The sequence below is a fragment of the Pseudomonas sp. JL2 genome (assembly GCF_031570495.1).
Lineage (GTDB): Bacteria > Pseudomonadota > Gammaproteobacteria > Pseudomonadales > Pseudomonadaceae > Aquipseudomonas > Aquipseudomonas rhizophila.
Genome location: NZ_JAKUDH010000007.1, coordinates 1 through 14,823 on the forward strand (window position 1 = coordinate 1; position 14,823 = coordinate 14,823).

At 60.6% G+C, this 14,823-nt stretch carries 12 protein-coding genes; 6 read left to right on the forward strand and 6 right to left on the reverse strand.

Annotated features, from left to right (window positions below):
* Nucleotides 1-566: OprD family outer membrane porin (locus MKS85_RS11650; protein ID WP_310662882.1), on the reverse strand; the 566-nt coding region annotated here is incomplete at its 3' end.
* A 710-nt stretch (nt 567-1,276) separates the two neighbouring features.
* Here MKS85_RS11650 and MKS85_RS11655 point away from each other — a divergent pair.
* Nucleotides 1,277-1,618 (forward strand): DUF6124 family protein, encoded by a 342-nt coding sequence (locus tag MKS85_RS11655; RefSeq protein ID WP_310662883.1) that lies wholly within the window; start codon nt 1,277-1,279, stop codon nt 1,616-1,618.
* Nucleotides 1,619-1,896: 278 nt separating this feature from the next.
* Entirely contained in the window at nt 1,897-2,517 is a 621-nt protein-coding gene (locus MKS85_RS11660) for a TetR/AcrR family transcriptional regulator (protein ID WP_047230182.1), read from the forward strand.
* Between the two features lie 144 nt (nt 2,518-2,661).
* On the opposite strand, the gene preA is transcribed toward MKS85_RS11660, so the two are convergent.
* The 3 genes from preA to hydA form a co-directional block, all read right to left on the reverse strand.
* Nucleotides 2,662-3,936, reverse strand: a complete 1,275-nt coding sequence (preA, locus tag MKS85_RS11665; protein ID WP_047230183.1) for an NAD-dependent dihydropyrimidine dehydrogenase subunit PreA — start codon at nt 3,934-3,936, stop codon at nt 2,662-2,664.
* The gene (locus tag MKS85_RS11670; protein ID WP_310662884.1) at nt 3,937-5,304 is read right to left on the reverse strand and encodes an NAD(P)-dependent oxidoreductase; all 1,368 of its coding nucleotides are present in this window, start codon (nt 5,302-5,304) and stop codon (nt 3,937-3,939) included.
* 177 nt (nt 5,305-5,481) lie between these two features.
* Nucleotides 5,482-6,921, reverse strand: a complete 1,440-nt coding sequence (gene hydA / locus MKS85_RS11675) for a dihydropyrimidinase (protein WP_188251656.1) — start codon at nt 6,919-6,921, stop codon at nt 5,482-5,484.
* Between the two features lie 622 nt (nt 6,922-7,543).
* On the opposite strand from hydA, the gene MKS85_RS11680 reads away from it, so the two are divergent.
* The 4 genes from MKS85_RS11680 to MKS85_RS11695 all read left to right on the forward strand — a co-directional run bounded on the left by MKS85_RS11680 (nt 7,544) and on the right by MKS85_RS11695 (nt 12,554).
* Nucleotides 7,544-9,022 (forward strand): NCS1 family nucleobase:cation symporter-1, encoded by a 1,479-nt coding sequence (locus tag MKS85_RS11680; protein ID WP_047230186.1) that lies wholly within the window; start codon nt 7,544-7,546, stop codon nt 9,020-9,022.
* Between the two features lie 152 nt (nt 9,023-9,174).
* The gene (locus tag MKS85_RS11685; protein ID WP_288915995.1) at nt 9,175-10,458 is read left to right on the forward strand and encodes a Zn-dependent hydrolase; all 1,284 of its coding nucleotides are present in this window, start codon (nt 9,175-9,177) and stop codon (nt 10,456-10,458) included.
* Nucleotides 10,459-10,575: 117 nt separating this feature from the next.
* Nucleotides 10,576-12,063 (forward strand): PAS domain S-box protein, encoded by a 1,488-nt coding sequence (locus MKS85_RS11690; RefSeq protein ID WP_188251654.1) that lies wholly within the window; start codon nt 10,576-10,578, stop codon nt 12,061-12,063.
* A 242-nt stretch (nt 12,064-12,305) separates the two neighbouring features.
* Nucleotides 12,306-12,554 carry a DUF1652 domain-containing protein gene (locus MKS85_RS11695; RefSeq protein ID WP_047230189.1) on the forward strand — a complete coding sequence of 83 codons (249 nt, stop codon included), beginning with the start codon at nt 12,306-12,308 and terminating at the stop codon, nt 12,552-12,554.
* A 41-nt stretch (nt 12,555-12,595) separates the two neighbouring features.
* On the opposite strand, the gene MKS85_RS11700 is transcribed toward MKS85_RS11695, so the two are convergent.
* Both MKS85_RS11700 and MKS85_RS11705 read right to left on the reverse strand, forming a co-directional pair.
* The gene (locus MKS85_RS11700) at nt 12,596-13,981 is read right to left on the reverse strand and encodes a HAMP domain-containing sensor histidine kinase (protein ID WP_310662885.1); all 1,386 of its coding nucleotides are present in this window, start codon (nt 13,979-13,981) and stop codon (nt 12,596-12,598) included.
* Nucleotides 13,959-14,642: a response regulator transcription factor gene (locus MKS85_RS11705; RefSeq protein WP_047230191.1), complete on the reverse strand. Its 684-nt coding sequence runs from the start codon at nt 14,640-14,642 to the stop codon at nt 13,959-13,961. The genes MKS85_RS11700 and MKS85_RS11705 overlap by 23 nt, the downstream gene beginning before the upstream one ends.
* Between the last annotated feature and the right edge of the window lie 181 nt (nt 14,643-14,823).

Consider the following 14,823-nt stretch of genomic DNA (forward strand, 5'->3'; position numbering starts at 1 on the left):
TACAGGCTCAGGCCGTTGATCTCGGTGGAGGTGACCTGACCGCCGCGGAAAGTCTGCGGCAGGGAGCGACCGTCGTCAGAGCGCAGGATTGGCAGCACCGGCATCCATTCGCCCACCTTCAACTCGGTTTTCGACACCTTGGCCTTGAGTGCGACACCCAGGCGACCAAAGTCATCGGCCGGGCGGCCATCGTCATGCACCGGTAACAAGGCGGTATTGGCAGTGCCGCGACCACCGTCGAGCTTGAGCGAGTACATGCCCAGCACGTCCATACCGAAACCGACTGTGCCCTGAGTGAAGCCGGACTTGGCGTCGAGAATGAAACTCTGGGTCCATTCCTCGGCTTTGCCTTGGGCGTTAGCCGGGTTGGTGAAGTTGCGGTTGATGTAGAAGTTGCGCAGGTTGAGATTGACCTTGGCGTCATCGACGAAGCCTTCGGCGCTGGCGGTCATTGGCAGGAACGCGGCAAGGCTGCTGCAACCGAGAAGGACCAGGGCGGGGCTGGCGTTGAGAAAGGTACGGCGGTTTTGACGGGGGTTGGGCGAAAAACGGACACGTGTGCTCACTATGACGCTCCCTACTTTTTTGTTGTTTTTATTTGTCATACGTCGTCGTACAACATGAGGTGGATTATTTGGAAGCTGCTCCTCGTTGTCAACTGGCCATTATCGGAATTGTCCAACTCGGGTGCGCTCAAAATGAGACGTTTCAATGGCTGGCGCTGGCCGAGCTCAAGATTGCAGGCCGTGGCGCCGTGTCGAAGCGTGGTTTGAGAGTAGCGGGGAGGGTGCTTGGTTGTGCGATGACTGGTCTAAGACATTAGTCGAATGCGCACGATCCAACGGACGGTGAAGTCCTTTGTGGCGAGGGGATAAATCCCCTCGCCACAAGGGTGTGTTGTTTAACCCTATGCCGGGTCCAAACGGATTTGTGTTTATCCAGATGTAGGATCGTTCGGGGTCGGGCTACGTTGTCTTGCGCCCTTGCCTACAACTGCGCCAGAATCCGCCGGCTTGTGCGCCTGGGGGGCAGGGTTCTATCGTTTCCGGGTCGCTGATTGAATCAGTGATCGGGTTTGGTAGCCCTGGTGTCGGTGCATAGCGTCATCTCTTGCAAGTGCAATCATGCTCTTCGCTTTTTGGTGGCCATGCGCAGGGCCTCTTCGGAGGCGCCGGCTCCGATGCCCGGTCTACCAACCTTCGTATGGCCGCCACCCTAATTCGTTTGGTAGCGACAGGGGTGTTGGCTCCCTTTTAAATGCATCGGAGCTTCAAGCATGTTCAAAGTAACTCCCAACCCGCCCCATACAGAACCATCCAACCCCAGCTCAAAAGCGTTCGACAAAGCCGCCGACCGCATCCTCGACCACTACCTCAAGCCCAAACCCAGCAAACCCGAGGCCGATCCCGGCCAACTGTTCACCGTCGCCAATGGCGTCGACACCGAAACCCTGCTCGCCAACCTCAGCGAAAACCTGGCCTCGGCCAATGCCATGGTCAGTGACTTGGCCTTCGACCTGGAAGGTCCCAGGCGCCACATCGCCCTGGGCATCCAGCAATTGATCGAATTGAGCGGATTGCTGGCGAACCGTGCGCTGGATAACGTCGAAGCGCACTAGCTGACTCACCCCTTGAAACTGGCCTTTGAAGAACACCCCCAGAGGCCAACCCGAACCTGCTTTTGTGGCGAGGGAGCTTGCTCCCGCTGGGCTGCGCAGCAGCCCCAAAATGAACTGGCGCGGTTTTCCAGGGATACCGCGCCAGCCGGTTTTACGACTGCTGCGCAGCCGAGCGGGAGCAAGCTCCCTCGCCACAGAAGCTTTCCCACAAGCAGCGCCGGTGTTTTCAGAAGTGGGTGAATGCTAGTCTTGACCAACGCTGTCGTCAGGGAGCCCTCATGGGCAATCACAAGATCGAGATTCGTCGCAGTAACGTCGAGAAAATCCTGCTGGCCGCCGAAAAGGTCTTTGCCGAAAAGGGCTTCGGCGGCACCGCCATGGCCGACATCGCCGCCGAGGTGCAACTGCCCCGATCCAACCTGCATTATTACTTCAGCACCAAGAGCGAGCTGTACAGCGCCGTGCTGTTCGATCTGCTGGAGGTCTGGAAGCAGGATGCCTTGTGCTTCGAGATGTTCGATGACCCGCGGGTGGTGCTCAGCAGTTACATCCGCGCCAAGATGAACCACTCCCGTAGCCGGCCCTACGGCTCGAAGGTCTGGGCCAACGAAATCATCCACGGCGCCCCGACCCTGGGCCAGGCGCTGGATGCCAGCCTCTATGACTGGGCCAAGATGAAAGAGGCAAAAATCCGCCAGTGGGTGGAGGACAAACGCATCCTCCCCGTGGAGCCGTCAAGCCTGCTCTACATGATCTGGGCCTCGACCCAGCACTACGCCGACTTCGATCACCAGATCAACATCCTCAATGATCACCAGCCACTGTCCGACATGCAGTTTGAGCGGGCAGTGCAGACGGTGACCAGTGTGATTTTGCGGGGGATTGGGTTGGAGCCCTGAGATCTGTGTTGAGGCTGATGGCCCTATCGCGAGCAGGCTCGCTCCCACAGTGGATTTCTGGCGTACACAAAATCTGTGAACGACACGACCCAGTGTGGGAGCGAGCCTGCTCGCGATGGCGTCAGTCCAGACGCCACAGCTTCTTCAGACCGCTACATGATAGGGATTACGCGGATCATGATTCCAATCCAGGAACGGCTTGCCCGTTTCCACCGTCACCATCTCGATGCAGTCCTGCACCGGGCAGGTGATCTGGCAGAGGTTGCAGCCCACGCACTCTTCATCGATCACTTCATATTTGTGCGTCCCGTCCGCTTGCTTGAGGCTGGCGATGGCCTGGTGGGACGTGTCTTCACAGGCGATGTGGCAGCGACCGCAGCCGATGCAGGCCGCTTGGTCGATCTTCGCGATGACTTGATAGTTGATGTCCAGGTACTTCCAGTCGGTGGTGTTGCCCACCGCGCGACCGGAAAATGCCTGCAGGTTGGCGTGGCCGTGATCGTCCATCCAGCGTGACAGACCGTCCTTCATCTCTTCGACAATACGAAAACCGTGGAGCATCGCCGCCGTGCACACTTGCACGGCGCCACTGCCCAGGGCGATGAATTCCGCCGCGTCGCGCCAACTGCCGATGCCACCGATGCCGCAAATCGGCAAGCCCTGGGTCTGCGGGTCGCGGGCGATTTCCGCGACCATGTTCAGCGCGATCGGCTTGACCGCCGAGCCGCAGTAGCCGCCGTGGGTGCTCTGACTGCCGACGATGGGCAGGGCGACCATGCGGTCCAGGTCGACGCTGGTGATGGAGTTGATGGTGTTGATCAACGACACTGCATCGGCGCCGCCCCGATGGGCCGCCCGGGCAGCGACGCGGATGTCGGTGATGTTCGGCGTCAGCTTGACGATCACTGGCAGCGAGCAATAGGTCTTGCACCAGCGCGTGACTTGCTCGACGTACTCCGGCACCTGGCCGACGGCCGCGCCCATGCCCCGCTCGGGCATGCCGTGGGGGCAGCCGAAGTTCAGCTCGATACCGTCGGCACCCGTGGCTTCAACCAGGGGCAGGATGCGTTTCCAGGATTCTTCCACGCACGGCACCATCAACGACACGATCAGCGCCCGGTCCGGCCAGTCCTTTTTCACCTGGGTGATTTCCCGCAGGTTGATCTCCAGCGAACGGTCGGTGATCAGCTCAATATTATTGATGCCCAGCACCTCGCGATTGGCGCCGAAGTGGGCCGAGTAACGCGACGACACGTTCACGGCCGCCGGATCCTCTCCAAGGGTTTTCCAGACCACGCCACCCCAACCGGCCTCGAAGGCACGTACCACGTTGTAGGCCTTGTCGGTCGGCGGCGCGGAGGCCAGCCAGAACGGATTGGGGGCTTTGATGCCGGCGAAGACAATCGACAGATCGGCCATTTACGCAGCCTCCACGTTGAGCATGAGTTGAGCGTTGATCGCCTCGGCGGCAAGCTTGCCGTGCTGCACGGCCTGCACCGTCAGGTCCTGGTCCAGGCTGGTGCAGTCACCGCCGGCATACACGCCGGCGATGCTGGTGCGCAAATGCTCGTCTACCAGGATCCGTCCATCCTGGCGTTTGAGTTCACGGGCCAGCGGGTCCGCCAGCGCGTGGTCATCGAAGGCCTGGCCAATGGCTTTGAAAATCCCGTCGGCGGGCAGGTCGAAGGTGTCGGCGCCGGTGACCAACCGACCGTTCTCCAGGTGGGTGCGGGAGAAACGCATGCCCCGCACATTCCCTACCTCGTCCAGCAGCACTTGTTGCGGTTGGGCCCAGGTCAGCAGACGCACCTGATTGGCCTTGGCGATGTCTTGCTCATGGCCGGTGGCGCCCATGTCCTCAAGGCCGCGCCGGTACACCAGGCTGACGTCCCGGGCACCGAGACGGGCCATCTGCACGGCCATGTCGATGGCGGTGTTGCCGGCACCGAGGACGATGCAGCGGTCGGCCAGCGGCAACTGGCTAAGGTCGTCAGCCTGACGCAGTTCGCGGATGTACTCGGTGGCGGCCAGCAGCCCCGGTGCCTGTTCATCGCTCAGGCCCAGTTGTTTGCTGGCGGCCAGGCCGAGGCCGAGGAACACAGCGTCGAATTGCTGATGCAAGTCGCTCAAGCTGAGGTTTTCGCCCAGCTTTTGCCCATGGCGGATTTCGATGCCGCCGATGCCCAGCAGAAAGTCCAGTTCACGCTGGGCATAATCGTCCACCAGCTTGTATTTGGCGATTCCGTATTCGTTGAGGCCACCGGCCTTTTCCCGGGCCTCGAACACCACCACATCGTGGCCGTGCATCGCGCTGCGGTGAGCGCAGGACAACCCCGCAGGACCCGCGCCGACCACGGCAATGCGCTTGCCGGTGGTGGCGGCGCGTTTGAACGGGTGCTCGCTGAAGTGGGCGTTGTCCACCGCGTAGCGTTGCAACAGGCCGATCAGTACCGGCGCGCACTCTTGAGCGTTGTTGCGCACGCAGGCTTGCTGGCAAAGGATCTCTGTGGGGCAGACCCGGGCACAACTGCCGCCGAGGATATTGGCCGAGAGAATCTTCTGCGCCGCGCCCTGGACGTTGTCCTGATGGATGTTGCGGATGAACGAAGGGATGTCGATCTCGCTCGGACAGGCGTTCACGCACGGCGCGTCGTAGCAGTACAGGCAACGGGATGCTTCCAGGTGCGCCTGTCGTGGGTTGAGCGGCGGCGCCAGGTCGCTGAAACGCGCGGCCAGGGTGGTCGGGTCTTCCTGGGAATGGGGGAGGTGACTCAAGGGCTGGATCATGGAATTGGCCTCACGGTGTTTGAGGTGCTGCCTCTGGTGGGCAGTGTTTTTTGTGTCCGGACTGGCCTCATCGCGAGCAGGCTCGCTCCAACAGGGATCTGCGGTGCACACAGATTTTGTATCCATTCAAAATCCAGTGTGGGAGCGAGCCTGCTCGCGATAGGCCGTAGGCCGCTATCAGCGTTTCACTGCAACCGGCCGGTGCAACTCCGCCCGCTTGCTCAACAAATCGAACACCGCCGGGTAAGCCGGTCGTTCGATGTAGCGTCCCGCTCCGCGTTCGGCCCGCAGGTCGCCATCGACCCAGACCAGCTTGCCCTGGCTGATGGTGTGGCTGGGCACGCCGCGCACGGTTTTGCCTTCGAAGATGTTGAAGTCCACCTGTTGATGGTGGGTCTTGGCCGAAATCGTGCGGCTGCCTTGCGGGTCCCAGAGCACCAGGTCGGCATCGGCACCGACGCGAATGGCACCTTTGCGCGGGTAAAGGTTGAAGATCTTCGCCGTATTGGTGGAGGTGAGGGCGACGAAATCATGCATCGATAATTTGCCGCTGTTGACCCCTTCATCCCACAGCACCGCCATACGGTCTTCGATACCGGCGGTGCCGTTGGGAATCTTGCTGAAGTCTTCGCGGCCGGCGGCTTTCTGTTCGGCGCAGAAACAGCAATGGTCGGTGGCGGTGGTGTGCAGGTTGCCTGATTGCAAGCCATGCCAGAGCGCTTCCTGATGCCCGCGAGGGCGGAAGGGCGGGCTCATCACGTAACCGGCGGCGGTCTGCCAGTCGGGGTGGCGATAAACGCTATCGTCGAGCAGCAGATGCCCGGCCAGTACTTCACCGTAGACCGGCTGGCCCTGGCTGCGGGCATAGGTGATTTCATCCAGGGCTTCCTTGGTCGACACATGCACCAGGTACAGCGGCGTGCCCAGGGTCTGGGCAATACGGATGGCCCGGCTCGCGGCTTCACCTTCCACTTGCGAGGGCCGCGACAGCGGATGGGCTTCGGGGCCGGTAATGCCCTGGGCCAGCAACTTGCGCTGCAGGTGATCAACCAGCTCGCCGTTCTCGGCATGCACCGTGGGCACGGCGCCCAGTTCCAGACAGCGCTCGAAGCTTGCCACCAAGGTGTCGTCGGCCGCCATGATCGCGTTCTTGTAGGCCATGAAGTGCTTGAAGCTGTTTACCCCGTGATGGCTGACGAGCTCGGCCATCTCTTCACGAACCTGTTCACTCCACCAGGTGATCGCCACGTGAAAACCGTAATCACTGGCGCTTTTTTCCGCCCAGCCGCGCCACTGGTGGAAGGCTTCCATCAGCGATTGCTGGGGATTGGGAATGACAAAGTCGATGATCGACGTCGTGCCTCCCGCCAGGCCTGCCGCCGTGCCACTGAAAAAATCTTCGCTGGCGACGGTGCCCATGAACGGCAACTGCATATGGGTATGCGGGTCGATGCCGCCCGGCATCAGGTATTGGCCGCTGCCATCGAGTACTTCGACATCGGCGGGCACATCCAGGTTTTCACCAATCGCCTTGATCACGCCCTCGGCACATAGCACATCGGCGCAATAGCGTTCGTCATGGGTTATTACGGTGGCGCCACGGATCAACAAAGACATTCCGAGTTCCTCGCAGGCATGACCGACTGATGCCGGTTCTTTATGTTGTATAGATCATGATGGGGAAGTGATGAAGTCGTGCAGAGTTCTAATCCTGTCACGGCTGTCAGGATTAGAAGCTAGCTGGAGTTTTACGAATCGGCAAGATTATTTTTAATGGGTTGTTTTAATATATAACTCATTGAAAAATATCAATTTAATATATAAATCACCAAAATGGTGAGCCGCCTCACCATTTTGACGCACTTGACAGGATCATTATTTGAGCGAGATTTATCATGCTAAATCAGCAGCTTGAAAGGCGTTAAAGTGCGGTTTAGACGCTTCGCAATATTGTGGGGTGCACCACTTTGAATCTCGGGCTCGACAGAACGTGCAGGTCATCTAGCCTCAAGGGCACTGGCGCGCAGTGCGAGCGGACAATGAAGTTAAATTAAAGCGTTAAATATCATAAAGTTGTCAGTGTTATATCGTTCAACCGGTCAACCCGGCGAGGCAATCGGCACAGTTATTGAGTGCTGTCGCTGCCAGGCAGGGCCGCCGGTAGAACGCGCGCTTTACATGCAAGTACTCCGGCCATCGCCAGTCGATGAGCAAAAATAATGAAAACAGTGGAGCGGACATGACCAGATCAACAGTGACCGAGCGCGACGGGTTATTCGAGCTTGAAGCCGGCAGCGACGTTCTCGACAGCCCTCGTTACAACCATGACATCGCGCCAACCCAGGTGCACGAGCGAACCTGGAATAAATGGCACATCACTGCGTTATGGGTCGGCATGTCGATCTGTGTGCCGACCTACACCCTGGGCGGCGTGCTCACGGCCTATTTCGGGTTGTCGGTGGGTGAAGCGTTGCTGGCCATCCTGTTCGCCAACATCATCGTGCTGATTCCCCTGACCCTGAACGCCTTTGCCGGGACCAAATACGGCATTCCCTTCCCGGTGCTGTTGCGTTCGTCCTTCGGCGTCATCGGCTCCAACGTTCCCTGCCTGATCCGCGCACTGGTGGCGTGTGGCTGGTTCGGAATCCAGACGATGTTCGGCGGGTTGGCGATTCACCTGTTTCTCGGCTCGGTGTTCGAAGGCTGGAAGAGCCTGGGCGGCACCGGCGAAGTGATTGGTTTCATGGTGTTTTGGGTCCTGAACCTGTGGGTGGTGCTGCGCGGTGCCGAGTCGATCAAATGGCTGGAAACCCTGTCCGCGCCGCTGCTGGTGCTGGTGGGAGTCGGGCTGCTGATGTGGGCGTTGCCCAACGTCTCCCTGACCGAACTGATGGCGCAGCCGGCCAAGCGGCCCGAAGGTGCCGGCGTGACCAGTTATTTCCTGGCAGGGCTCACAGCGATGGTGGGTTTCTGGGCCACGCTGTCGCTGAACATTCCTGACTTCAGTCGTTATGCCAAGAGCCAGAAAGACCAGATCGTGGGGCAGATCATCGGCCTGCCGCTGACCATGTTCCTGTTCGCCGCCCTCGGCGTGGTGATGACGGCGGCCTCGGCGAAACTGGTGGGCGTGACCGTCTCTGACCCGGTGACCCTGATCGGACACATTCAGAGCCCGCTGTGGGTGGCCCTGGCCATGGTGCTGATCATCATCGCCACGCTCTCGACCAACACCGCCGCCAACATCGTCTCACCCACCAACGACTTCCAGAACCTGGCGCCAAAACTGATCGGCCGTACCAAGGCGGTGATGCTGACCGGGCTGGTAGGGCTGGCGCTGATGGCCCACGAACTGCTGAAGAAACTCGGTCTGATCGTTTCCGAGGTCAGCCTTGAGTCGGTCTATTCCAACTGGCTGCTGGGCTATTCGAGCCTGCTGGGGCCGATTGCCGGGATCATGGTGGTGGACTATTTCCTGATCAAGAAACAACAACTGGACCTGGCCGGGCTGTACCGCGACGACGTCTACCCGGCCTGGAACTGGAACGGCTTCATCGCCTTTGGCGTGCCCGTGGTGCTGACGCTGCTGTCGCTGGGCAGCGACGCATTCAGCTGGTTCTACAGCTACGGCTGGTTCACCGGCTCGGCACTGGGCGGGGTGATTTATTACGGGTTGTGCAGTATGCGGGCTAGCCCGTCCATCGCTAAAACTGCGGTGTAAAGGAGGGCCTCATCGCGAGCAGGCTCGCTCCCACACTGGATTGGGGGGAATGCAAGCCTGTGTGCACAGCAGATCCCCTGTGGGAGCGAGCCTGCTCGCGATAGCGGCCTCAAGTACAACGAGAAAATGCCTGAAAAAACTGGAGATCCCCCATGAACGCAGCCGTCGACGTTCTACAGTCCACCCAACAGCACATCAATCGCGACCGCTTGTGGCAGTCGCTCATGGACCTGGCGCAGCTCGGTGCCACGGTCAAGGGTGGGGTGTGCAGGCTGGCCCTGACCGATCTGGACCGCCAGGCCCGGGACTTGTTCGTGCAATGGACCGAGGCAGCCGGCTGCACCGTCAGCATTGACGCGGTGGGCAATATTTTCGCCCGTCGGCCGGGGCGCAATCCGAACCTGCCACCGGTGATGACCGGCAGCCACATCGACACCCAGCCGACCGGTGGCAAGTTCGACGGATGCTTCGGTGTGCTGTCCGGCCTGGAAGTGCTGCGTACCCTCAATGACTTGAAAATAGAAACCGAAGCACCGTTGGAGGTGGTGGTCTGGACCAACGAAGAAGGTTCGCGCTTCGCCCCGTGCATGATGGGCTCCGGCGTATTCGCCGAGAAGTTCACCCTCGAAGAAACCCTGGCCAAGACCGACGCCGAGGGCATTACCGTCGGCCAGGCACTCAATGCCATCGGCTACGCCGGGCCACGCCCGGTCAGCGGGCATCCGGTGGGGGCGTATTTCGAGGCGCACATCGAGCAGGGGCCGATCCTGGAGGACGAACGCAAGACCATCGGTGTGGTGATGGGGGCACTGGGGCAGAAGTGGTTCGATCTGACCTTGCGGGGCGTCGAAGCCCACGCCGGCCCGACCCCGATGCACCTGCGCAAGGACGCTTTGGTCGGTGCTTCGATCATCGTCGGTGCCGTCAACCGCGCGGCCCTCGGCCATCAACCCCATGCCTGTGGCACGGTTGGCTGCCTGCAAGCCTATCCCGGTTCGCGCAATGTCATCCCCGGCGAAGTGCGCATGACCCTGGATTTTCGTCACCTGGAGCCGGCACGCCTGGATTCGATGATCGCCGAGGTCAGGCAAGTCATTGATGACACCTGTCAGCAACACGGCCTGACGTATGAACTGACCCCTACGGCCGATTTTCCTCCGCTGTACTTCGACCAGGGTTGTGTCGAAGCTGTGCGCGGTGCTGCCCAAGGGCTGGGCCTGTCCCATATGGACATCGTCAGCGGCGCAGGCCACGACGCGATCTTCCTCGCCGAACTGGGGCCGGCCGGGATGATCTTCGTGCCGTGCGAAGGCGGCATCAGCCACAACGAAATCGAAAACGCCGCCCCGGATGATCTGGCCGCCGGGTGTGCGGTGCTGCTGCGAGCGATGCTCGCCGCCTCACAGGCAATTGCCGAGGGACGCATGGCGGCTTGAAGCAGCTTGAGGATTAAAAGATCGCAGCCTCGTTGCACTCGACAGTTCCTATAGGGGAACGTGTCATCGCCGCGAATGGTCGTAATCTCCATGCTCCTCTGACCACATGGAGACCCGATGAGCCAGGATGTCCCGACTACCGATACCAATCGTCGTCAACTGCTGCAAATCATCGCCGGGCTGTCTGACGGGGTGATGTTGATCGAAGTCGATCAGACCATCGCCTGGGCCAACGAAGCGGCGTTGACCATGCACGGGGTCACTGACCTCAAGGCGCTGGGGGCCAACGCCGAGGAATACGCCCAGCGGTTCAATTTGCGTTATCGCAACAACCACCCGCTGACCGCGGACAACTACCCCATTGCCCGGGTCGCCCGTGGCGATGAGTTCAGCGATGTATTGGTGGAGGTCACGCCCGAGGCTGATCCGGATCGCACCTGGGTTCATCGGATTCGCAGCATGGTGCTGACCGACCGTAGCGGCCAGGCGGAATTGCTGGTGCTGATTCTCAGCGATGCCACCGAGTGGGCCAGCGCCGAACAGCGTTTCGAGAGAACCTTCGCGGCCAACCCGGCGCCAGCGGTAATCTGCCGTCTCAGTGACTTGCGCTATATCAAGGTCAACCAGGGCTTTCTGGAAATGACCGGCTACAGCCGCGAGCAGGTGATCGGGCGTTCGGTGTATGAGCTGGACGTGCTCGAGGCCGCCGAGAAACGTGACTTGGCCATTGAGCGCCTGGGGCAGGGCGCGACCATTCCGCAAATGCAGGCTGAGTTGAAACTGCCAGGGGGCGGCAGCAAGCAAGTGATTGTCGCGGGCCAGCCGCTGGATGACCTGCATGACGAAGACTGCATGCTGTTTTCCTTCATGGACATGGAGCCGCGCCGCAAGGCCGAAACGGCGTTGCGCCAGAGCGAGGAGCGCTTTGCCAAATCGTTCCGTCTCACGCCCGTGCCAACCCTGGTGTGCAGCGCCGAACAGCAACTGCTCGAGATCAACGAAGCCTTTCTTCAGACCACCGGTTATGCCAGTGAAGAGCTGCTGGGCAAAACCGTGGAGGAAATCGGCTTTCTCGACGCGGATGCCTGCGCCGCACTGTTTGCCACGCTGGAAAAAACCGCAACCGTGTCCAGCGTCGACGTCAAGGTTCACAAAAAAGGTGGGGAACAGATCGACTGCGAGATGGCAGCCGATACTGTCGTCATTCAGGACAAGCCGTGTTATTTGCTGGTGTTGATGAACATCACCGAACGCAAACGCTCGGAGTTGGAGCTGGTGGCGGCCATCGAAGAGGTGATGAAAGATGCCTCCTGGTTCAGTCGGACCCTGATCGAAAAACTGGCCAATGTGAAGAGCATCAACGCCCAGTTGCCCAGCACTTCATTTACCGAGCTCACAGCCCGGGAGCGTGACGTGCTGGGGCTGATCTGCCAGGGTCTGGCCGACAAGGAAATCGCCGCGCGCTTGAAGCTGGCCCCCAATACCGTGCGCAATCACGTGGCGACGCTGTACTCCAAACTCGATGTTCACAGCCGCAGCGAGGCAATCGTCTGGGCGCGCGAACGCGGCCTGTTCGCCAACGAGTGGCGAATGAAGGCACCATGATAGCCAGTGCAAATGCACCGGGCGTGCTGGTGCAAATTCGGGTTTTGCCCACGTCGTTGGCTCCTTAGGCTGTGAGGGTGCGGCATTCTCTGCGCAATGCCGCGTCCCCCACGAAACAGTCAAGGAACACGCCACAATGAGCAGTGAACGAATCAATCGTGCAATCGCCAGGACGCTTGCCGGGCCTATGAGCCCGCAGTTGCCCGCCGGTCGCTCACGGCTACAGCGCTGAGGAGCAACGGATGACCCTACTGGCCCCCCTGCGCGCCCGACTCGAAGAAAGCTTCAAGCCACTGGCCTGCGAATGCAGCCTCAACGGCGACGGAACCCTTACCGTACGTCTGTATCACCGCGAAAGCGGGGAGGTGGATCTGGTGGTGAGCGGCATGAGCGTCGACAGCGTCCGCTCGGAAGAAAGCCTGGCAAAGCTGATCGATGAGTTGCGGTATGAGCTTGAAAACACCCCGCTGTATCGAAGTGACCCCGCCTGAATGATCCGCTGAACTTTTCCGCTGAACTTGGTAGCCGCCACCTACAGCAGCGTCGCCCGGCAATCGAGCGCCAACCGAGCGCCGCCTTGCTCGCTGCTGCCCACTTCCAGCGTGAACCCGTGCAAGTTGACAATCGCTGCGACGATCGACAGCCCCAGGCCAAAGCCGCTCTGCTGGCTGCTGCCCTCGGCGCGGTAGAAGCGGCGAAACACAGCCTTGCGCTCCGCCTCGGGGATTCCGGGCCCGGAGTCGAGTACTTCGATGCGGCTGCTGTCGCCCTGATCAACGCCACGCAGGATCACCTCTCCGCCCGGCGGGGTGAATTTGATCGAGTTGCTCAGCAGGTTGGACACCGCCTCGAACAGCAATGCCCGGTCGCCGTTGAGCAAGGGCAGGGCATCGGGCACTTCGAGGGTGAAGGTCAGTTCCCGCTCCTCGGCCAACGGCAGATAAAAATCGTGCAGTTCCTGCAACAACTGCAACGGATCGAGGCGCACGAACCCTGAGCGTCGTTGCTGGTCTTCCAGCTCGGAAATCCGCAACAAGCCCCGAAACCTCGCCATCAGGGTGTCAGTCTCGGCAATCACCTGATCCATCTGCAACGCCTCGGGCGAGCCGTCCGGGGCTTGCTGCTGGATGCGATAAAGCTGGGCGCGCAGGCGAGTCAGCGGGGTGCGCAGGTCATGGGCGATGTTGTCGCACACGCCCTTGACCTCGTTCATCAAGCGTTCGATACGATCGAGCATGGCGTTGACGATTGCCGCCAGCATGTCCAGCTCATCGCGACGGCTCGACAGCGGCAGGCGATGGGTCAGGTCACCGGCCACGATGGCCTCGGCACTGGCCTGCAGTTTGCGGATGCGTTGCAACGGTCGCCGACGCAACAGATGCCAGCCGGCAATGCCCGGTAAAATGGTCAGGGACACGCCCCAGAACAACGCGTGCAGAATGATGCGCGTGACAGCGAACAGCGAGCCGTTGTCCCGCGCCAGGACCAACCAGCGGCCGTCCTGGGTCCGGGTCGCCACCGCGTCGCAACTGTCGGAAGGAATACCTGGATCCCTGGAATCGACGCAGTCGCCGAGCATATGAATATTGCCGTCCAGCGGCAGATCGGGGGGGACGTGCCGGATCGGTCCGCTCAAGTGGCGCAATTGCGGATCGAACAGGCCGTAGGCGTCGACGCCGCGTTCATCCAGGGTCAGGCTGGCCATGAGAGCATCTTCCAACTGATCGCCATGAATACGTGCGAACAGGTGCTGACGCTGCATCAGGGAGTGCTTGGCAAGGCTGTCGAGGTAACCGAAGACTTCGTAATACATCACCCCCATCAGGACCGCGCTCCAGAGCACGAACAGCGAACTGTACAGCGCCAGCAGGCGACTGCTGGAGGAGCGCCAGCCCTTAGCGGGGTTCAGCAATGACATAGCCGGAACCTCGTACCGTGCGAATCAGCGGTTCCAGGCCCGGCGGGTCGATTTTCTTGCGCAGGCGGCCGATATGGACGTCGATCAGGTTGGTGCCGGGATCGAAGTGATAGCCCCAGACCTCTTCGAAAATCATCATGCGCGAGAGGATCTGGCCGCTGTTGCGCATCAGGAACTCCAGCAGCTTGTATTCGGTGGGCAGCAGGCTGAGCAGTTGCCCGTTGCGGCTGGCTTCGCGGCTGATCAGGTTGAGTTCCAGGTCGGCCACCCGCAGTGCGGTTTCCGGCTCGCGGGCACCGTTGTTGCGCCGCAGCAGCACTTCGACCCGGGCGGCCATTTCGTCGGTGGCGAACGGCTTGGTCAGATAATCGTCGCCACCGGCCCGCAGGCCGCGTACCCGCTCGTCCACATCGGAGAGGGCGCTGATCATGAGGATCGGCGTGGCCACGCCCATGGTGCGCAACGTCGTCACGATCACCAGCCCGTCGAGTTCGGGCAGCATGCGGTCCAGGGTGATCAGGTCGTAATCGCCGCTCACCGCCCGTTCCAGGCCCTCGCGGCCGTTGTCGACCCAGTCGACATCCAGGCCATTGCGGGTCAGTTCGGCGACGATTTCACGGGCGGTCACGGCGTCGTCTTCGATGGTCAAAATGCGGTTCATGGGCGGCACCGGGTGAGAAATTGAAGCCATTGCGCAGCATTCTGCCAAAAAATACCTGTCGGCTTTCTGAAAAAATGTTCATGGACGCCGACAGCGGTATTCACTGGCCTGGATCAACACTTGGTCACAAATAATCCCTAACATAAATTTAGTGCGCACCATCATGCTGCGTCCGTTGCCC

Coding starts and splice junctions, on each gene's coding strand:
- MKS85_RS11670 (WP_310662884.1), bottom strand. CDS start 5,304: ATGATCCAGCCCTTGAGTCACCTCCCCCATTCCCAGGAAGACCCGACC.
- MKS85_RS11695 (WP_047230189.1), top strand. CDS start 12,306: ATGACCCTACTGGCCCCCCTGCGCGCCCGACTCGAAGAAAGCTTCAAG.
- MKS85_RS11705 (WP_047230191.1), bottom strand. CDS start 14,642: ATGAACCGCATTTTGACCATCGAAGACGACGCCGTGACCGCCCGTGAA.
- MKS85_RS11680 (WP_047230186.1), top strand. CDS start 7,544: ATGACCAGATCAACAGTGACCGAGCGCGACGGGTTATTCGAGCTTGAA.
- preA (WP_047230183.1), bottom strand. CDS start 3,936: ATGGCCGATCTGTCGATTGTCTTCGCCGGCATCAAAGCCCCCAATCCG.
- MKS85_RS11685 (WP_288915995.1), top strand. CDS start 9,175: ATGAACGCAGCCGTCGACGTTCTACAGTCCACCCAACAGCACATCAAT.
- hydA (WP_188251656.1), bottom strand. CDS start 6,921: ATGTCTTTGTTGATCCGTGGCGCCACCGTAATAACCCATGACGAACGC.
- MKS85_RS11660 (WP_047230182.1), top strand. CDS start 1,897: ATGGGCAATCACAAGATCGAGATTCGTCGCAGTAACGTCGAGAAAATC.
- MKS85_RS11690 (WP_188251654.1), top strand. CDS start 10,576: ATGAGCCAGGATGTCCCGACTACCGATACCAATCGTCGTCAACTGCTG.
- MKS85_RS11655 (WP_310662883.1), top strand. CDS start 1,277: ATGTTCAAAGTAACTCCCAACCCGCCCCATACAGAACCATCCAACCCC.
- MKS85_RS11700 (WP_310662885.1), bottom strand. CDS start 13,981: ATGTCATTGCTGAACCCCGCTAAGGGCTGGCGCTCCTCCAGCAGTCGC.